We start from the raw sequence: 19,113 nt of genomic DNA, 5'->3' as shown, positions 1-19,113 counted from the left end.
CTGGACAGAAGTCATCAGACTGTATCGATCTCCGGCTCGCCCGCTGAACTCGCTGCATGAGACATGGCGACGTCGAATGATGCTATGAAGAGCCGCTCCTCCGAGATCAGAAAATGTTCCCGGTCCTGCAGGAAGCGCTCGTCGTCGCCTTCACGTAGCCAGGCCACCGCGGCATCGGGAACGCCATGACTTTCCAGAAGGTCCTGGTCGGCTTCGAGTAGTGCTCGGCGTGCTGATGTGCCCGGAGCGGTGGGAAGCATGAGCCGGTTAGCGGGGCTCGATCGGCGCGGCCCGCGCGGGATGATCTGGCGATAGGCGCTGGCATCCGAACGCAGGAGGAGGTCGACCGGGTCAATCATGTGACCGTTCGGACGTAGCCGATGCGGGAATCGTCTCAACTCCCAGAGGACGAAAGCGCGTACACGGGCGCTCCGTAGATCGAACCTTTCGGGGAAGGGGCGAGCCTGCTGACCGCCGAGGTCAAGATCCGTCAAGCCCTTGGCGAATTCGCGCATCTCGATCAGCGCCAGGCGTATCTGCGTTGTGTTGGCGCCCGCGAAGTATCCCGACCACGAGGTGCTCCAGAACCAACGCTGCAACGCCCGTCTCTGTCCTGGCGTCGGGTCGGGGTTTTCGTGGAACGCGACCGTCAGCAGGACGAGCTGAGCGTTGTAGGGAACCAGTCGAGCCAGCGGCACCCCGACTTCTTCGCGAAGGAAGGCGACGGCATGGTGTAGAGCCTTCTCCGTGTGTTTGACGTCCCGGTCCAGGTCGTCGCGCATCCGGGCGGCAAGCCGGTCCCAGCGCGTGTGCTGGACGTCGTTCTCCCCTGAAACTGCGAGTACCGCCTGGAAAAGGGTGTTCGTCGGGATCTCACCGAATCCGAGTTCCCCGATCTCGTTCTGCAGCGTCTCGATGCGGTCCGCCAAGGTGTCGCCCTCGTTGTAGGTCAAGGCGGACACCATCTGCGTGGGGCTCATTGACTGCCCACTGCTGTTCAGCCGGGAGAAGACCTCTACTGCGTGCTTGAGCTCGCCGCCAACTAGGCGCACCACGGCCATCTTGTACGACTTGATCCGCTGTGCGAGCTGCTCAGCCTCGTTCATCAAACGCTCGACGTCGTGGTCGCTGCCTGCCAACTCGCGGGCGAACAGCAGAAAGTCCATCGTACGAAGGACGTTGCGCATCGGGAGAAAGTGAATTGGTGCTGGTCCGGGTTTGCGCCAGTGCTGGAACCGGCCTCCTGGTCCGTCCGGCACTCCCAACGTCCTGTAGATGTTCCAGATCCAGCCACCGGTGCTGGACAGGTCGTGTTCGGCCGGACGGCGCATGAGACAGCCGTAGAGCGTCGTCAGTCGCTGGTGACCGTCGAGCAGGTAGGACACCGGTGTCCCGGGCGGCGCTGGAATCCGCATATCGGCGATCTGATCGAGGCTGTCCACTCGTTCGGCCCGTGTCCCACACCAGCAATGATCCGACCGGGTAACCACGTTCGATGCTGTCAAAGAGGTCGATCATCTGATCCGGTCGCCACACGAACGGCCGTTGGAACCGGGGAACCCGAAGCCGACCGTCGGCGATCTCAGCGAGGACGTCCTCCAGCAGCATGATCTCGGGCTTGACGGTGATGTCCCCGCTGGGACTGCTCATACGCTCATCCGCTTCCCCGGCCACTCCTAGATCACGCTCTCGATGGTTGATAGTAGTGCCCGAAGGTCCACTTCCACATGCGCACCAAGCGCGCCGAAGTCGGCGATGTTGAGAGTCTTGCTATGTTCCTCCAAGCGAGGGAGCAGATCTTCCCCGAACCCTCCCCGAAGTTTGTTGCGTATCTGTGGGTCGAGGTCGCGGAACAGCGCATGTTGTTCGGTGCGGATCCTGGGCGGCTTGTTCCGGGGGCCGAACCCGTGCTTGATGTCGAAGTGGTCACGTTGATCAGGGGTCAGTTGCTTGAGCGCGGTGAGGGTTGCCGATGTGACCGACGGATCCCCGCACGATGCCAACACACGGTACGGCAGGTAGTTCTCTGCCTCTCGCAGCGCCAGTACGTGAACCGCGACCCCTACAGCGCGGAACTCGTCGGCCTTTGCGTGGATCGGGGTGTTCGCGCCGGGAAGGTAGCGATCGCTGTCAGCGATGACCGCGACCCGAGTGAGCGACCGAAAACGCGACCTCTCCGCCTCGACCAGAGCAGGAAACCGACCAGTGCCTCCGCCGTGCCGCAACACAAGCCACTCGTTGCGTAGCGCAGTCAGCACCCGCTGTTTGCCGAAGACAGTGGCTACGGCTCGAACGAACGCTCCATCGTTCTGAAGATCCTCGACGATCAGAACCGCCGCTCGGCAGAGATCCTCGGCCAGGTGAGAAAGATCGGCCTCGGTCACCCGTACTGGGTCGCTCGCTGGACCAGAGGACCACACAGCATCAACGATGGCCTTCTGGCCCAACGTACGTGCGGCCGGCGCCAGCGAAGCAGCGTACTCCTCGAAGTAGGCAGTCAGCGCCGCGATCGCCGCCTCGTCCGCCGCCCACTCGTGTCGCTCCTCGGCGAAGGCATGCAACAGACGGTGCAACGGGTAGAAGGCCTCCGGACCGGCGCAGGCGTGCGGGCTGAGTTCAACGCGCATTGGGCTCGACCTGCTCCAACTGCGCCTTCGCAAGAGCCCTTGTTTCCCTGTAATCCTCGGAGAAAACTCCCTCGGGCCAGTAGTCCAGATTCCCGGCTGAGTCGATGTTTATCCGGCGAACCCTGCCCACTCCCTCGGTGCTCTCCACGAAGTAGATTGCCACGTCCTCCGGATCAGCCTTCTGCTCGGCAATCCGCACCCGAAGGCGGAGAAGAAGAGTTTCGCTGTGGGTCTCAACCAGGAACCGTACTCCGGTGTCCCGCGCTGCCGTGAGGTAAAGATCGGCGAGGGCCGCATGGGCGTAGGGATGAAGGTGCAGTTCGGGTTGTTCCACGATTTCCAGCACCGGCCCGTCCGGGGGCCTGGTCCGATCGAGTGCCCGCTGTACGAATATGGGAAGTGCTTGCGCCACCCCGGTGCCGGTGTCGACGAGGTTGACAGCGAGCGCGTCGTCCTCACTGGATCGGAGGACTACGGAGACCATGCCGCCGCGCTCGACCACGTCGACCGACCAACCCGGCAGGCTCTCGGAAAGCCCGGCATTGATCTCGCGCAGAAGCTGTCGTTGACCGCGAGTCGAGTCACTGGCCAATATACCGGCCATGTTCTCACCGCTCGCGCCGACCGAGGACGGCATGCGGGCGGGGACTCGGTAGAGCCGGCTGGGTCGTTCCCGGAACGGGCCCAGGTAACGCACTCTGCCGAATAAGCGACGTATCAAGTCATTGTGCTTGGTCACGGCTTGGTCGACGGAACTGGACGGGACCGGCAAGAATCCTTGGAAAGAAATATCTACACCGCGACGCGGGCCCTGTCCGGGCACCTCCACCGTGTAATGCTGAAGCCCGTCACCGGCCTCCTTGGGCTCCCAGGTCAGCCGTGGACCTACCTCTCGCTGATAGTCGACCGCGAAGTGCTCGACCACCTGAGTGCGCAACTCGCTGATGTTCCGGATGCCCACACGACAGCGCACGAACTCGGTGTCGCTCGACGCAAGATGAAGATCGGCACTCAGACTCCCGTGCGGACGACCGCCGTAGACGAGGTCGGTGAAGGAATCGACGATATCCTCCCCACCTTGTCGAGGTCGAGCGGCGCCGGCGAATCGGTGTCGATTCCCGTCGACAGCACGAGGGGCGCGCGGACCAGTGCGCTCTTGCCCGAGTTGTTCCGACCGAGGACCACAGTGACGGGGCGAAGCTCGACGTCGATCGAGCCGGCGAAGCAGCGGTAGTTGTTCAGACCCATCCGGACAAGCGACATGGTCCGTGACCTTATCGGCCTTGCCATACACGCACAGTGGGGTTTTGGTCACCATCCGCCAGAAGGCCGTTGTGTTCCGGCTAGCGCTTTCCAAGAATCGAGCAGTGTCGGCGCGAGGTGCGCCCCTGTCCTCGCGTCTGCTTGGAGACTGTTGGCACTGGCGCCGCGCGGATCATCATCGAGTACCAGATGCGCCTGGAGGCGAAGCCGTGTCGGACGACAACGAGTTGACATCGAACGAGCGGGCGGTACTCCTGGTCCTCATGTCCGAAGGGCGCCAGGTCAGCAATACAGAACTGGCTGAAAGGTACGGCTTCCGCATCCCCGCGGCCATCCGAGACCGTCTCAAAGACCTGGGCCTGCTGGACGTTGTTCGAAGTGGGAGCGCCTACCTGCACGAGGTCAGCGATCCGGGCTGGAAGCGGGGCGGAACTGAGTTGCTGGCCGACTTCGAGGTGCCGGCACGGCCACCGAAGATGCAGGTTGCTGCATGGAAGGCTCTCGCCCATGCTGCGGGTCGTTACCTGGCTGCCGCCGGCGTGACGCCGAGCGAGTTCTTCAGCGCGCAGCCGGCCGTCGCTACAGAGACGGTCAACGACGAGAAGCCGGCGGACCTCGAAGGCCGGATCCGCGCTGCGTACCAAAAAATTGCGGATCGCCCGAACCAAAGTGTGCCACTGAGCGACCTTCGCGAGCAGATCAACGGAGCACCGGTCAGCCTGCTCAACCAGACGCTGGTGAAGATGTACGCGGAGGGGCTCATCAACTTGACCCCAGGGGCCGATCAGAAGTCCCGTCGCAAGATCGACGAGCAGGCCGCGGTCCGAGCTGGCGGTGAGGCCAAGCATTTCCTGTCGATGGAGCTGTGATGAGCCAGCGGGAGCTGAAGGCGCTGGCCGCACTCCGTCTTCACTGGGCGCCGGTTCCGGAGGACGTATGGATGCCGTCGCCTTTCCACGTCGACGGTCTGCACCGCGGCGCGGAACGGACTGTGTCCGCGGGACTCGACGACGCTGCGGCAAGCATCGGGCCCAGTCCTATTGGCGTGGCCCTGATCGGACAGGGCGGAGCGGGTAAAACGCACTTTCTGGGCTGGACCCGCCAGCAGATTCAGGACCGCGGTGGGTACTTCTTCCTGATCGAACTTGTCGATCCCACCCGGTTCTGGGACAGCGCGATGGCGTCGATCCTGGAAGGGCTGGCGGTTCGGCCGGCAACCGGCGGCACACAGCTGCGTATGCTGCTGCAACGTTTGATCTTCCGGACCGATCTCGCGCCGGAGCAATACGCCGAAATCCTGGGTGGTACTGAGCTGACTCTTCCGACGCTGGACAGCTTCGTCAACGGGCTTCGCGTCGACAATCCTCAGCTCGTGCGGGAGTGTCAGGACACTCTTCGTGCGCTGGTGTTGTACAACAGCGTCAACCCGCTGGCCCAGGATGTCGCGCAGACCTTCCTGACCTCTTGTGCCGAGCGAGAGCCGGGTGAGCGTGCGGTATGGCGGATCCGCCAAGAGACCCGGCCCGCAGAGTTTCTTCTTCGTGACGTCTCGCGGATACTCGCCGTAACTGGCCCAGCCGTGATAGCGGTCGACCAGCTGGATCCGGTCTTCGCGCAGCTACGTACGGCCGGTGACGAGGAACTCCCTGGGCAGTGGCAGCATCTGCTCCAGCTCAACAACTTGGCTGCCAACCTCATGCAGCTGCGCGAGACCACCCGACGGACCCTGACCGTCGTTGCCTGCCTGCCCGAGACATGGGAACTCGTTCGCCGACGGGCGATCAGCACCGTCATGGACCGCTTCCGCGAGGCGAACCAACTCTCAGCGATTCCAGATGAAGCGACCGGCAGGGCCCTTGTATCGAGACGATTTTCTCCCCAGTTCAGTCAGGTGGGCTTCGACCCTCCGTACGAAACGTGGCCCATCCACCCGGATGCGTTCGCGCTCGTGACCACGTTTACGCCTCGTCTGCTGCTAAAACGAGTGGATGCTCATATTCGGCATTGCGTCGACTCCAATCGAGTCATCGAACTCCGCTCCTTGGACGACGAGATCGCGACGGCGGAGATCTGGGAGACGGCTCCCCGTGACGGGCTTGCCGCAATCGACGATCTGTTCAGCCGCTTGCAGGTGGATGCGAAGGCCGAAGTCGCGGCTGCGCTCGACCCGGTGTCCGAGGACGAATACATGCCGCCTCTCCTGAGCGCTGGATTGCGGGCCTGGACGATCGAGCGCCGCGTGACTGACCACTGCGAGTTCGACATCCCAACCAAGGGGAAGCCCCTATTACACGCACGGCTCCGGGTCCGGACGGAGGACGGCAGCGAGCGCGAGGACCATTTCGCCTTCCGCGCCGTTTCCGCCGAGCACTGGAGGACCGTCACCTCGAAGATCGAGAACGCCCGGCTCAAAGCCGGACATGACGGATCGGCGGGACGATCACTGTTTCTCCTGCGGCCCCAGGGAGGGCCTTGGCCGACGTATCCGTCGGTCCAGAAGGCGCTGGTGCAGTTCGAGCAGGCGGGCGGCCGGCGTCTGGGGATCGCCGAGAAGGATCTTCGGGTTTTCGCTGCCCTGCGCATGCTGCTTGAGAACAACCCTGACGGGCTCGCTAATTGGCTCAGTAAACGGACACCAGCCGGCGGGACCACAGTGTTGCGCGAGGCCCTCGGCGACCCGGACGGATTCGCCTCGGAAGGCCCGGCCAGCCCTGTGCCTGACTTGGATGCCCCGGCGAGGCCAGAGCCGGGGCTGGCCCCTGAAGAGCTGAACGCGCCCGCTCGTGCTCCCTCATCCACCGCGAAGACCCGGATCAAGACAGTGCATGTCCCTCCGATGATCACTATCGGGGTGGCACAGGATCCGTTACGCATCGAGTTGTCCTCTCTGCGCAAGCATGTTGCGTTGTTTGCCGGCTCCGGTTCCGGCAAGACAGTGCTGATCCGGCGGCTGGTGGAGGAATGTGCCCTGCACGGCGTCTCCGCGATTGTTCTGGACCCGAACAATGACCTGGCCCGTCTCGGCGATCCTTGGCCCCATCCGCCGGTCGGGTGGGGGCCCGACGATCCGGCGCGAGCGGGGGAGTATCTCGCCAATACAGACGTCGTCATTTGGACACCCCGTTGGGAGGCCGGTCGGCCGTTGGCTTTCCAGCCGCTGCCGGACCTGGCCGCCACGCTGTACGACCCAGACGAGTTCAGTCAAGCGGTCGACGTCGCCGTCGCTGCCCTCGCGCCTCGGGCCAAGGTGGATGGCGGAACGGTCAAGGCGACGCACTCCCGGGCGGTACTCACGGAGGCACTACGAGCGTTCGCGAAGCAAGGACGGTCCGGACTGGGTGATTTCGTAGGTTTCCTCGGCGCGCTTCCCGAGGGGGCGAGCCGGATGACTCAGTCCGCGAAGCTGGCAGCCGAGATGGCTGAGACGCTGACCGCAGCGATGGTGAACGACCCGCTCTTCGGGGGTGGTGGCACGCCGCTCGATCCCGGTGTGCTTCTGACGCCGGCCGAGGGCAAGAAAGCCCGGGTGTCAGTGATCAGCTTTGTCGGACTACCGTCGGACAACCAGCGGCAGAGTTTTGTCAATCAGCTCCAAATGGCGCTGTTCGCCTGGGTCAAGCGCCATCCCGCCGGCGACCGGCCGCTCGGCGGTCTGTTCGTGATGGACGAGGCGCAGACGCTCGCGCCGTCCGGCGCGATGACGCCGTGTACGGCGAGTACGGTGGCGCTCGCATCACAGGCTCGCAAATACGGTCTTGGTTTGGTTTTTGCTACCCAAGCTCCGAAGGGTTTGCACAATCGAATACCCGGCAACGCCAGCACCCAGTTCTTCGGGTTGCTCAACAGCCCGGTTCAGATCGCGGCCGCCCGCGATTTGGCGCACGCGAAGGGCGGCGACATGCCGGATGTGGGTCGGCTGGGAGCCGGACAGTTCTATGTCGCGCTGGAGGGAACGTCCTTTGTAAAAGCTCAAACGCCGCTGTGCCTGACCCATCACCCAGCCAGTCCACTGACCACCGAAGAGGTCGTTCAGCGCGCCCGCGCCTCCGTGGACCGGACAAATGTCCCGTCCGTGGCAGATGAGTAGCAGTCAGGCTTGGATCCAGTCGAAGGTTCGGGATACGGCGCGCTGCCAGTTGTCGTACTCGGTTTTTCGTTTGGTGGGGTCCATGGTGGGGAGCCACTGCCCCGCGCGGTGCCAGTTCTGGCGTAAGCCCTCCAAGTCGGGCCAGTAACCCACGGCCAGGCCGGCCCCGTAAGCCGCGCCCAGTGACACTGTTTCGGCGGCCAGGGGGCGGACCACCGGGACGTCGAGGACGTCGGCTATGAACTGCATGAGGAGGTTGTCCGCGGTCATCCCGCCGTCGACGCGCAGGGTTGTCAGGGCCAGGCCCGAGTCCGCGTTCATGGCGTCGACCACTTCGCGGGTCTGCCAGGCGCTGGCCTCCAGCACGGCGCGGGCCAGGTGGCCTTTCGTGATGTAGGAGGTCAGGCCGACGATCACCCCTCGGGCTTCGCTGCGCCAGTACGGGGCGTACAGGCCGGAGAAGGCGGGCACGATGTAGCAGCCGCCGTTGTCCGTCACTGTGCGGGCCAGGGTTTCGATCTCGGGGGCGGTGGCGATGAGTCCGAGCTGGTCGCGGAACCACTGCACCAGCGAGCCGGTGATCGCGATCGAGCCTTCCAACGCGTACGCGGCCTCTTCGCCCTGGATTTGGTAGGCGACGGTGCTGAGCAGGCCGTGGGTGGAGCGCACCAGTTCCGCTCCGGTGTTGAGCAGCAGGAAACTTCCGGTGCCGTACGTGCATTTGGCCTCGCCGGGCGCGAAGCAGGTCTGGCCGAACAGGGCCGCCTGCTGGTCGCCGAGGGCGGCGCCGATGCGTACGCCGGGGAAGGCCGCGGTGGCGGTGCCGAAGACGCCGATGGACGGGCGGACCTCGGGCAGCATGGCGCGGGGGATGCCGAAGAACTCGAGCGACTCGGGTGACCAGTCGAGGGTGTGCACGTCGAGCAGCAGGGTGCGGCTGGCGTTCGTGACGTCGGTGACGTGCAGGCCGCCGGTCAGGTTCCAGATCAGCCAGGTCTCCATGGTGCCGAACAGGACCTCGCCGCGTTCGGCTCGTTCGCGCAGGCCGGGATGACGGTCGAGCATCCAGCGCACCCTCGGCCCCGAGAAGTACGTGGCCAGCGGCAGGGCGGACCGATGCCGTACGCCTTCCGCGCCGGGGGCGTCGTCGAGGCGGCCCACCATCGTGTCGGTCCGGGTGTCCTGCCAGACCACGGCGTGCCCGATCGGGACGCCGGTGGCCTTGTCCCAGAGCACGGTGGTTTCCCGCTGGTTGGCGATGCCGACCGCCGCGACCTGGTCGATCGTGGCCCCGGCCCGTTTCAGCGCCTCGGGGCCGAGCCGTTCCACGTTGCGCCAGATCTCGGCGGCGTCGTGCTCGACCCAGCCCGGTTTGGGGTAGTACTGCTTGTGTTCCTGCTGGGCCAGGGAGACGAGCTGGCCGCGCCGGTCGAACACGATGCACCGGGTCGACGTGGTGCCCTGGTCGATGGCGACAACATAGCGCTCGGTCATGGTTCCCCCAAGGTCGTTCAGCGTCGGGCGGCTCCGAGGTCGCGCGAGACCGCTCGGGCGGCGTCGCGCACGTTGGCCACCAGGGGCGGCCGCGGACGGTATCGGCTGTCGCATATTCGTTCGACGTGCCCGGAGATGCCGATGGCGCCGACCACCAGACCCCCGTACGCCCGGATCGGCGCGGCGATCGACGCCTCGCCGGGGGTGTGTTCCTCGATGTCCGCGCTCCAGCCGGCTTCCCGCACCTCGCGCAGCGCCCCGGCCAGGTCGCGGTGGTTGACGAGGGTGCGGCTGGTGAACCGGTCGAGCCGGGCCGGGACGGAGGCCCCGTACGCGAGGAGCGCCTTGCCCAGCGCGGTGGCGTGGATCGGCAGCAGGCTGCCCACGTCGAGGGTCTGGAAGGTGTCGTCGGGCCGGAAGACGTGGTGGACGACCAGCACCTGTCCTTCCAGGACCGTGCCGATCCGTACGGCCTCCCCACTGCGCGCGGCCAGCGGGTCGGCCCAGTTGATCGAGCGGGAGCGCAGCTCGTTGACGTCCAGGTAGCCGGTGCCCAGCCGCAGCATGGCCGCGCCCAGCTGGTAGTGGCCGGACGCCTTGTCCTGCTCGACGAAGCCCACTTTGCGCAGGGTCTGCAGGATGCCGTGGGTTGTGCCCTTGGCCAGGTCGAGCGAGCGGGCGATCTCGGCGAGCGACAGCCGGCCCGCACCGCCCGCGAGCAGACGCAGCACAGCGGCTGCGCGCTCGATGGACTGCACTGTTCCCGGCACGTTTCGACACTATGACGCACTACGGACAGTCCCGCAGCACAGCGTTCGACATTGTCGAATGGCGTTCATTGTTCGTGTCCGGGTGGCTACCTAGCGTCCTTCGCAGATGCAGCTCCAGAGAGCTCAGCAGGAGGGCAAATGGCAGCACGACTGAAGATCCCGGGAGGAATCGTCGCCGAACTGGCCGCCGAGTTCGCCGGGACCATGATCCTCATCCTGTTCGGTGTCGGTGTGGTGGCCCAGGTGGCCGGCGCGGGCATCGGCGATCACGACAGCATCGCCTGGGCCTGGGGCCTGGGCGTGGTGCTCGGCGTCTACGTCGCCGGGCGCGTCAGCGGGGCGCACCTCAACCCGGCCGTCACGGTCGCGCTCGCGGTCTTCAAAGGCTTCTCGTGGCGCAAGGTGCTTCCGTACACCCTGGCCCAGACGCTGGGCGCCTTCGTCGCCGCGCTGCTCGTCCGGTGGAACTACACCGAGGTGCTGCACGCCGCCGACCCCGGCCTGACCATCAAGACGCAGGGCGTGTTCTCGACGCTGCCCGGCAACGGGACCCTGCCGGTCGGCGAGTGGGGCGCGTTCCGCGACCAGATCATCGGCACCGCGATCCTGTTGTTCCTGATCCTGGCCGTGACCGACGCGCTCGGCACACCGCCGCAGGCCAACATGGCGCCGTTCATCATCGGCCTGATCGTGGTGGGCATCGGCATGGCGTGGGGCACCAACGCCGGTTACGCGATCAACCCGGCGCGTGACTTCGGCCCGCGGCTCGCCAGCTTCCTGACCGGTTACGGTGGGGCGTGGCGGGACCAGACCGGGTATCTCTATTTCTGGATCCCGATCGTGGCGCCCGTCATCGGCGGTGTCCTCGGCGCCGGTCTGTACCAGGGGCTGGTCGGCCGGTTCCTGCCCGGACTCGGCGCACCCGAGCCGGGACGGCTGCCCGAGCAGGAGACCCGAGAGAACGTGGAGGCACGCAATGGCTGACTTCGTCGGCGCCGTCGACCAGGGCACGACCAGCACCCGTTTCATGATCTTCGATCACGGCGGCAACGAGGTGGCCCGCCACCAGCTCGAGCACGAGCAGATCCTGCCGCAGGCGGGCTGGGTCGAACACAACCCGGCCGAGATCTGGGAGCGTACGGTCACCGTCGTCCGCACGGCGATGCAGAAGGCCAACCTGGGCGCGAAGGACCTGGCGGCCCTGGGGGTGACGAACCAGCGCGAGACCGCGGTGGTGTGGGACCGTCACAGCGGGCGGCCCTACTACAACGCGATCGTCTGGCAGGACACCCGCACCGACCGGATCGCCTCCGCGCTCGACCGGGACGGCCGCGGCGACGTGATCCGGCGCAAGGCCGGCCTGCCGCCCGCCACCTACTTCAGCGGCGGCAAGATCCAGTGGATTCTGGAGAACGTCGACGGCGTGCGGGAGGCGGCCGAGCGCGGCGACGCGATCTTCGGCAACACCGACACCTGGGTGCTGTGGAACATGACCGGCGGGGTCGACGGCGGCAAGCACCTCACCGACGTCACCAACGCCAGCCGCACGATGCTGATGAACCTGGAGACGCTCGACTGGGACGACGAGCTGCTCAGCTTCTTCAACATCCCCCGGCAGATGCTGCCCGAGATCCGGCCTTCGTCCGATCCGAACACGTACGGGGTGGCGCGGTGGCCCGGCTCGCTCGGCGGCGAGGTGCCGCTGACCGGGGACCTGGGCGACCAGCAGGCGGCCACGGTCGGGCAGGTGTGCTTCGCGCCCGGCGAGGCCAAGAACACGTACGGCACCGGCAACTTCATGCTGCTGAACACCGGAACCGAGCTCGTACGGTCGGAGAACGGCCTGCTCACAACGGTCTGCTACAAGTTCGGCGACGCCGCGCCGGTCTACGCGCTGGAGGGTTCGATCGCGGTGACCGGCTCGGCCGTGCAGTGGCTGCGCGACCAGCTGCACATCATCAACGACGCCGCCGAGAGCGAGCGGCTGGCGTCCGAGGTGCCCGACAACGGCGGGGTCTACTTCGTGCCCGCGTTCTCCGGCCTGTTCGCGCCGTACTGGCGTTCCGACGCCCGCGGGGCGATCGTGGGGCTGTCGCGCTTCAACACCAGCGCGCACATCGCCCGGGCCACGCTCGAGTCCATCTGCTACCAGAGCCGCGACGTCGTCGACGCCATGGCGCAGGACTCCGGGGTGACGCTCGACGTGCTCAAGGTCGACGGTGGGATCACGGCCAACAACCTGGCCATGCAGATCCAGGCCGACGTGCTCGGGGTGCCGGTCAGCCGGCCGGTGGTGGCCGAGACGACGGCGCTCGGCGCCGCGTACGCGGCCGGGCTGGCGGTCGGGTTCTGGAAGAACACCGACGAGCTGCGCGAGAACTGGAACGAGTCGCAGCGCTGGCAGCCGCGGTGGACCGAGGAACAGCGCGCCGAGGGCTACGGCAAGTGGAAAAAGGCCGTCGAGCGCACCCTGGACTGGGTGGACGTGGACTGAGATATGACTGTCGCACTCTCCCCGCAGTATCGGGAATCGGCGCTGGCCGCGCTGGCCGGCGCCGAGCTCGACGTCCTGGTGGTGGGCGGTGGAGTGGTGGGCTCCGGGGCGGCGCTGGACGCCGTCACCCGGGGCCTGTCCACCGGCCTGGTCGAGGCGCGCGACCTCGCGTCCGGCACGTCCAGCCGCTCCAGCAAGCTGCTGCACGGCGGCCTGCGCTACCTCGAGATGCTCGACTTCGGCCTGGTCAAGGAGGCGCTGCGCGAACGTGACCTGAGCCTGTCGCGGCTCGCCCCGCACCTCGCCCGGCCGGTGCAATTTCTCTACCCGCTCAAGCACCGGGCCTGGGAACGCGCCTACACGGGTGCGGGCATCACCCTGTACGACACGCTGGCGCTGGGCGGCGGCATGCCCCGGCACCGCCACCTCACCCGTACGGGGGCCCTGCGGGTCTGCCCCGCGTTGCGCAAGGATGCCCTGGTCGGGGCGTTGCAGTACTACGACGCCCAGGTCGACGACGCCCGGCACACCATGTTCCTGGCGCGCACGGCCGCGGCGTACGGGGCACACGTCGCCTCCCGCACCGAGGTCGTCGGCTTCCTGCGCGAAGGCGAGCGGGTCACCGGCGTACGGGTGAAGGACCTTGAAGTTGACCGGACGTTCGAGGTGCGGGCGCAGCAGGTGATCAACGCGACCGGGGTGTGGACGGACGACACGCAGGCGCTGGTCGGCGAGCGCGGGCAGTTCCACGTCCGCGCGTCGAAGGGCATCCACCTGGTCGTGCCGCGCGACCGCATCCAGTCGTCGACCGGCCTGATCCTGCGCACCGAGAAGAGCGTGCTGTTCGTGATCCCGTGGGGCCGGCACTGGATCGTGGGGACGACCGACACCGACTGGTCGCTCGACAAAGCGCACCCGGCCGCGTCCAGCACGGACATCGACTACCTGCTCGAAAACGTCAACTCCGTGCTCTCGACGCCGCTGACGCGCACCGACGTGCAAGGGGTCTACGCGGGACTGCGCCCGTTGCTGTCCGGCGAGTCCGAGGCCACCTCGCAGCTGTCGCGTGAGCACATGGTCGGCAGTCCGGTGCCGGGGCTGGTCGTGGTGGCCGGCGGTAAGTACACGACATACCGGGTGATGGCCAAGGACGCGGTGGACGCCTGCGTGCACGGTCTGGGCCGCTCGGTGCCGCCGTCGTGCACCGACCGGGTGCCGCTGCTCGGCGCGGAAGGGTACCCGGCCCTGTGGAACCAGCGGCGGGTGCTCGCGTCACGGTCGGGGCTGCACGTCGCGCGGGTGGAGCACCTGCTCGGCCGGTACGGCTCGCTCGTGCACGAGGTGCTGGCCCTGATCGAGGCGGACACCTCGCTCGGGCAGGCGCTGACCGGCGCTGACGACTACCTGCGGGCCGAGATCGCCTACGCGGCCGGGCACGAGGGCGCCCGGCACCTCGAGGACGTGCTGACCCGGCGTACGCGGATCTCGATCGAGACGTTCGACCGGGGCACCGCATGCGCGCAGGAGGTGGCCGAGCTGATGGCCGGCGTGCTCGGGTGGACGCCGGAGCAGACCGCCCGCGAGGTGGAGAATTATCGCGTACGGGTGGAGGCCGAACGCGAGTCGCAGGAGCAGCCCGACGACGAGACCGCCGACGCCACCCGGCTCGGCGCCCCCGACGTCGTGCCCGTCTCCGACTGACCGTCAGCCGCGTTCGCGCTTGACGATGTCGCGGACGGCCGGCGCGACCTCGGCGGCCAGGCGCTCGGCCGTCGCGGCGTCGTCGGTCGCCACGATGAAACCGCTGATGCCGTACGTCAGAGCGAGCTCGGCGAGCTGCTCGGCCCTCGCGTCCTGCGGGCCCAGGTTGAGCAGCCGCCGCACGCTCCCGGGCGCCCGTCCGGCCTCGGCCGCGGCGTCGTCGATGCGCGCGTTCATGCCGGTCAGCGACGCGGCGCCGTCGGGCAGGTAGGCCAGCGAGGGCAGCCAGCCGTCGCCGAGACGGCCGGTCAGCGCGAGCATCTTCGGCTTGTACGCACCGACCCAGATGCCGATGTCGTGCGCCGGCGCAGGCCCCCGCTTGGCCCCGCTGATCTGGTAGTACGTGCCCTTGTGCTCGACCCGCTCGCGGGTGTCGGTGTTCCACAGGTCGCGGATGATCCCGATCCCCTCGGCCAGCGCCTCGATGGCCTGCCCCGCGCTGAGCTTGCGGGCCCCCATCGCGACCGCGGCGTCGTTGAAGGCGCCGGCCCCCAGGCCCAGCTCGATCCGGCCGCCGCTGAGCCGATCGAGCGACGCCGCCGCCCGGGCCAGCACGGCCGGCGGCCGCAGCGGCAGGTTGAGCACGTTGCCGCTGATCCGGATGCGTTCGGTGCGGGCGGCCACGTAGGTCATCAGCGTCCACGTGTCGAGGAACGCCGGCTGGTACGGATGGTCCTGGAACGTCACCAGGTCCAGACCCGCCCGGTCGGCCGCCACGGCCAGGTCGAGGGCCCGCGCGTTCGGGGTGACGAAGGTGCCGAAGAGCAGGTCGTGCCCGTAGTCGGTCATCGGTCTTCTCCTTGCGGGTCGATCGGGAAATTGTCGCGGAACAGGCGCCCGGGGTCGTAGCGGCGCTTGAGCTCACGCAACCGTTCCAGGGTGGCGGGCGGGAAGGCGTCGTGCAGGCGTTCGGGCCGCCGGTCGGTCTCGAAGCTGAGGTAGAGCCCGTCGAAGTGCCTGACCATCAGCCTGTCCCACGCCTCGTCGAGCGCCTGCCTGTCCATGCCGATGGCGGCCACCGAGAACTCGGGGGTGCGATGCGCGAACGCGGTCGCGTCGGACGGGGTGTCGGCGATCGCCCCGCCCATGTGCCGCAGCTGGAAGAAGAAGGTGGTGCCCGAACGCAGCAGCTCGGCGGCGTCGCGGGCGAACTCGTCGGTGAGTCGGGGCAGGAAACCGGACCGGGAGATCGGCTCGCCCCGGCCGTGGTGCCCCTCGGCGCCCACGTCGGCCGCCTGGGCCATCACGTCGGCGTACCGGGCCACCACCACCTGCTGCTGGGCGAGCAGCCCGGTCGTCGCGAACGGGGTGAGCCGCTCGACGATCGTGTCCGGGTCGCCCGAGTCGACCATCCCGTACATCTGGATCACGGACTGGCCCTGGCGGGGCTGACCGGTCAGCCAGAAGACCGTGGTGTCGCGGGGTGCGTCCCGGGCCACCTCGCCGAACTGCCTCATCGACTCCTCGAGGTCCTGGGTGACCAGGGCGAGCTGGGCCCAGCCGACCTCGGTGACCGCCTCGGCCTCGAACTCGAAGGCGGTCGCCACCCCGAAGTTCGCCCCGGCGCCCCGTACGGCCCAGAAGAGCTCTTGATTCTCGTCGTCGCTCGCCCGTACGGGGGTGCCGTCGGCAAGCACAAGCTCGACCGCTCGCAGCCTGTCGATGGTGAGGCCCTGCTCGCGTGAGAGGAAGCCGATGCCGCCCGCGGTGGCCAGCCCGCCCACCCCGACCCCGCCGTAGTCGCCGGATCCGAGCGCCAGGTCGTACTTGTCGAGCGCGGCGGCGACCTGCTTCCACGTGGCGCCGGGGCCGACCCGTACGTGCCCGTTGGCGAGCACCTCGATGCTGTTCAGGCCGCCGACGTCGATGATCAGGCCGCCGGTGTTGGTGGAACGGCCGCTGATGCCGTGGCCGCCGCTGCGCAGACCCAGGGCCAGCTCGGGGTGCCGGCGGGCGAAGGCGAGGGCGTCGGCGACCTCGCCCGGGGTGCGGGGACGCAGGATCAGGGCCGGCCGGCCGCCGCGCATGTAGGTGGAGCTGCGGCCGCGGTAGCCGGGGTCGCCCGGTTCGAGCTTGAGGACCCCGTCGGGCAGGTCGTCGAAGCGGCTCGGAGCGCCCGGGACCCGTACGCGGGTGCCGGCCAGCGCGGTCAGGGTGTCGAGGGCCTTGTCCGCCATCTCGGGCGACACCGCCGCCGGGGCCGCCGGCAGGGTGATCCGCGCGTTGTCGTCGCGGGCGGCGAGCCAGACGGCCGCCGTCCACGGGTCGAGGCCGCCCTCGTGATCCTCCAGGACAGCGGGGCCGTCGAGGTGGGTCGTGGCCGCCGCGAACGTCGCGGGGTCCAGCGCGATCCTCTGGTCCATGATCACCGATTCCTCCGCAGATACGATCGTCGTCTGGCTAGATAGTATTGCTGGAAGACGATCTGTCCAACAGATAGGATGGTGCGGTGAGCAACACGACAGCGGACTTCGGAGCGGCCCTGGGCCTCCTGCTGCGGTCGTACGCGGAGATTGTCGGCCCGAAACTGAAGGACTTCCCGCAGGGCGAGCGGGGCTACCACACGCTCTGTGAAGTGCTGCAGGGCACGCCCCCGAGCCAGGCGGCGCTCGCGGCCCGGCTCGGCATCGACCGGACGATGATGACCTACCTGATCGACGACCTGGTCTCCGCCGGGCTGGTCGAACGGCAGCCCAACCCGGCCGACCGCCGGCAGCGGCAGATCGTCGCCACCTCGCGGGGGCGTGATGCTGTGGCCGCCCTGTGCGACCAGGTCACCGAGGCGGAACAGGCCACCCTCGGCGGCCTCGACGAGCGGGAACGGGTGGTGTTCCGCCGGCTGCTGGAGAAGGCGGCCGGGGTCGGGTCCATGCACACCGCCGAGGCTTGCGCGATCGTCAACGAGGCGCTCGAGGTTTAGGTCCCTTTCCGTGCGCTCCTCCGGGGCGCTTCTCTGCAGCACTCCTTCGGGGCGCCTCTCTCCGGCGCTCCTCTGGGGCGCTTCTTTCCGGCGCTCCTCCGAGCGTGATCGACAGCACAGTTCAGTCGTCCGGGTGACCAACTCGCCCGTTGTGCGCGTCTCTGTACGGGAGATCCATCTACCGCAGAGGCGTACATATGCGATATCGCGCGTTGACGGCGGCGCTGCTGCTGGCCGGGTTGACCGCCTGCGGTGATCAGGCCGCTCCGACGCCGGTCACCTCATCAGCCCCGGTCCGTTCGGCGGCGCCGACCGTGGAGTCCGCGCCGGCGACCGCTGATCCACGCGCCGCCCTGCCGCCCGCCCTGCAGGCCCGCATGCCCCGGTTCGCGCCGCCGCCCGCCGCCACCAAGGTCACGTTGCCCGGCAACGGCACGGCCGGATGGTTCAGCCGCATCCCGACCGACCAGAAGGTCGCCTTCATCACCATCGACGACGGCTGGGAGAAGAACCCGCTCGCGGCCCAGCTGTTCCGGGCCGCCGACGTGCCGATCACCCTGTTCCTCGAAGTCAACGCCATCGCGGACAACCCGGGCTACTTCCGGACGCTGCAACAGACCGGCGCGACGATCCAGAACCACACGATCAGCCACCCGGTCCTCAAAGGCCGCTCCTACGCCTTCCAGAAACACGAAATCTGCGGCGGCGCGGACAAACTCGGCCAGCTCTACGGCACCCGCCCGACCCTGTTCCGCCCACCCGGCGGCGCGCACGACGCCACCACCTTGCGGGCGGCCCACGACTGCGGGATGAAGGCGGCGTTCTTCTGGAAGGAGGCCACCAACAAGGGCAAGGTCTTCTACCAGGGAAAGAAGGTCGTCCAGCCCGGCGACATCATCCTGATGCACTTCCGGCCCCGCTTCGTCGACGACTTCCTGGCGGTGCTCAACGCCATCCATAAGGCAGGCCTGACCCCCGCCCGCCTCGAGGACTACATCCCCTGACCGCCGGAACCACGGCTGAACGGTTCGCCCCAGGGGTGGCGCCGCGACGATATCGTCGTTGGCGACATCGATGGAGGCAGATGTTGACTCCGAGATCCCGCGGTCACGGCGGCGGTAACGACCGGCCGCCCTCCGGCAACCGCGGTCGCAGGGGTGGTCGGCCGGGCAACGTGGAGCAGGCCGAGGGCCACGTCCAGGAGGCGTTGCAGGAGGGGCGGGCAACGTCTGCAGGCGGCGGATCGTCCTCTTCGGGATCACGGTCCTCGTCGTCCGGCCAGCCTTCCGGTGTCCCGTACGGTTTCCGCGACTTCGCGCAGTTCCGGGGGTTCGCGGCCAGGTTCCGGGACCGGATGCGCGAGCTTTACCCCGACCTGGACATGGGATTCCAGGGTAGCTCGGTAACTGGACGCAGCGCGGAGAGCGGGGCGCTGTTCGACGAAGGCCGGGTCAGTGACTACGACATCGCGATCAGCGGCGACTCGGTCAACCGGGCAGCCCACGATAACGGCGTGCGCTTCCGCGGCGACGGCGTCTCGACCGGGCCGCTGAGCGAGCGAGACCTTGACCGGCTCGGTCTGGACGGCATCATCGACGATGCGTCGGCCGAGACAGGCCGGGAGGTTCACATCATGATCTTCCGTACGATCGACGAGGCCGCCGCCCGCAAACCGACCATCAAGGTCTGGTTCTGAA

Annotated in this window: 16 protein-coding genes and 1 pseudogene; 8 read left to right on the top strand and 9 right to left on the bottom strand. The window is 67.7% G+C overall.

Going from position 1 to position 19,113, the window contains the following annotated elements; all coding sequences use genetic code 11:
• Positions 1–14: 14 nt before the first annotated feature.
• From C8E87_RS39850 to C8E87_RS44795, 5 genes and pseudogenes are all read right to left on the bottom strand, one after another.
• Positions 15–1,442, bottom strand: a complete 1,428-nt coding sequence (locus C8E87_RS39850) for a hypothetical protein (protein ID WP_243755200.1) — start codon at positions 1,440–1,442, stop codon at positions 15–17.
• A 58-nt stretch (positions 1,443–1,500) separates the two neighbouring features.
• Positions 1,501–1,608, bottom strand: a pseudogene (locus tag C8E87_RS46895) (hypothetical protein); the annotation flags it as partial.
• 68 nt (positions 1,609–1,676) lie between these two features.
• Entirely contained in the window at positions 1,677–2,627 is a 951-nt protein-coding gene (locus C8E87_RS39840) for a hypothetical protein (protein ID WP_133878517.1), read from the bottom strand.
• Positions 2,617–3,564, bottom strand: a complete 948-nt coding sequence (locus tag C8E87_RS39835) for an AAA family ATPase (protein WP_208116368.1) — start codon at positions 3,562–3,564, stop codon at positions 2,617–2,619. Before C8E87_RS39835 ends, C8E87_RS39840 begins: the two co-directional genes overlap by 11 nt.
• A gap of 74 nt (positions 3,565–3,638) precedes the next feature.
• A complete protein-coding gene (locus C8E87_RS44795; protein ID WP_208116367.1) occupies positions 3,639–3,890 on the bottom strand; it encodes an AAA family ATPase in 252 nt (83 codons plus the stop codon).
• A gap of 209 nt (positions 3,891–4,099) precedes the next feature.
• Between C8E87_RS44795 and C8E87_RS39830 the strand changes: the two genes are divergently transcribed.
• Both C8E87_RS39830 and C8E87_RS39825 read left to right on the top strand, forming a co-directional pair.
• Positions 4,100–4,759 carry a hypothetical protein gene (locus C8E87_RS39830; RefSeq protein WP_133878516.1) on the top strand — a complete coding sequence of 220 codons (660 nt, stop codon included), beginning with the start codon at positions 4,100–4,102 and terminating at the stop codon, positions 4,757–4,759.
• Positions 4,759–7,977: an ATP-binding protein gene (locus C8E87_RS39825; RefSeq protein ID WP_133878515.1), complete on the top strand. Its 3,219-nt coding sequence runs from the start codon at positions 4,759–4,761 to the stop codon at positions 7,975–7,977. Before C8E87_RS39830 ends, C8E87_RS39825 begins: the two co-directional genes overlap by 1 nt.
• A gap of 3 nt (positions 7,978–7,980) precedes the next feature.
• On the opposite strand, the gene glpK (C8E87_RS39820) is transcribed toward C8E87_RS39825, so the two are convergent.
• Positions 7,981–9,471 (bottom strand): glycerol kinase GlpK, encoded by a 1,491-nt coding sequence (glpK, locus tag C8E87_RS39820; RefSeq protein ID WP_133878514.1) that lies wholly within the window; start codon positions 9,469–9,471, stop codon positions 7,981–7,983.
• 17 nt (positions 9,472–9,488) lie between these two features.
• Entirely contained in the window at positions 9,489–10,241 is a 753-nt protein-coding gene (locus C8E87_RS39815; RefSeq protein WP_133878513.1) for an IclR family transcriptional regulator, read from the bottom strand.
• A 138-nt stretch (positions 10,242–10,379) separates the two neighbouring features.
• Between C8E87_RS39815 and C8E87_RS39810 the strand changes: the two genes are divergently transcribed.
• Genes C8E87_RS39810 through C8E87_RS39800 form a run of 3 tightly spaced genes read left to right on the top strand, consistent with a single transcriptional unit; the run spans position 10,380 to position 14,436 of the window.
• Positions 10,380–11,225 carry an MIP/aquaporin family protein gene (locus tag C8E87_RS39810; RefSeq protein ID WP_133878512.1) on the top strand — a complete coding sequence of 282 codons (846 nt, stop codon included), beginning with the start codon at positions 10,380–10,382 and terminating at the stop codon, positions 11,223–11,225.
• Positions 11,218–12,735 carry a glycerol kinase GlpK gene (glpK, locus tag C8E87_RS39805; RefSeq protein WP_133878511.1) on the top strand — a complete coding sequence of 506 codons (1,518 nt, stop codon included), beginning with the start codon at positions 11,218–11,220 and terminating at the stop codon, positions 12,733–12,735. The genes C8E87_RS39810 and glpK (C8E87_RS39805) overlap by 8 nt, the downstream gene beginning before the upstream one ends.
• A gap of 3 nt (positions 12,736–12,738) precedes the next feature.
• Positions 12,739–14,436 carry a glycerol-3-phosphate dehydrogenase/oxidase gene (locus C8E87_RS39800; RefSeq protein WP_133878510.1) on the top strand — a complete coding sequence of 566 codons (1,698 nt, stop codon included), beginning with the start codon at positions 12,739–12,741 and terminating at the stop codon, positions 14,434–14,436.
• Between the two features lie 3 nt (positions 14,437–14,439).
• Here the strand turns inward: C8E87_RS39800 and C8E87_RS39795 are convergent, their stop codons facing one another.
• Positions 14,440–15,285, bottom strand: a complete 846-nt coding sequence (locus tag C8E87_RS39795; protein ID WP_133878509.1) for an LLM class flavin-dependent oxidoreductase — start codon at positions 15,283–15,285, stop codon at positions 14,440–14,442.
• Positions 15,282–16,859: an FAD-binding oxidoreductase gene (locus C8E87_RS39790; RefSeq protein ID WP_133878508.1), complete on the bottom strand. Its 1,578-nt coding sequence runs from the start codon at positions 16,857–16,859 to the stop codon at positions 15,282–15,284. The genes C8E87_RS39795 and C8E87_RS39790 overlap by 4 nt, the downstream gene beginning before the upstream one ends.
• A gap of 86 nt (positions 16,860–16,945) precedes the next feature.
• Here C8E87_RS39790 and C8E87_RS39785 point away from each other — a divergent pair, with 86 nt between their 5' ends.
• The 3 genes from C8E87_RS39785 (at position 16,946) to C8E87_RS39775 (ending at position 19,112) form a co-directional block, all read left to right on the top strand.
• Positions 16,946–17,416, top strand: a complete 471-nt coding sequence (locus C8E87_RS39785) for a MarR family winged helix-turn-helix transcriptional regulator (RefSeq protein ID WP_133878507.1) — start codon at positions 16,946–16,948, stop codon at positions 17,414–17,416.
• A 197-nt stretch (positions 17,417–17,613) separates the two neighbouring features.
• Positions 17,614–18,420, top strand: coding sequence for a polysaccharide deacetylase family protein (locus C8E87_RS39780; protein ID WP_133878506.1), 807 nt, complete (start codon positions 17,614–17,616; stop codon positions 18,418–18,420).
• Positions 18,421–18,500: 80 nt separating this feature from the next.
• Positions 18,501–19,112, top strand: coding sequence for a hypothetical protein (locus C8E87_RS39775; RefSeq protein WP_133878505.1), 612 nt, complete (start codon positions 18,501–18,503; stop codon positions 19,110–19,112).
• The last annotated feature ends 1 nt before the right edge of the window (position 19,113 follow it).

This window comes from Paractinoplanes brasiliensis, from assembly GCF_004362215.1.
Lineage (GTDB): Bacteria > Actinomycetota > Actinomycetes > Mycobacteriales > Micromonosporaceae > Actinoplanes > Actinoplanes brasiliensis.
Note: the sequence above shows the minus strand (reverse complement) of the source record. Positions and strands in the feature narration are given on the sequence as shown.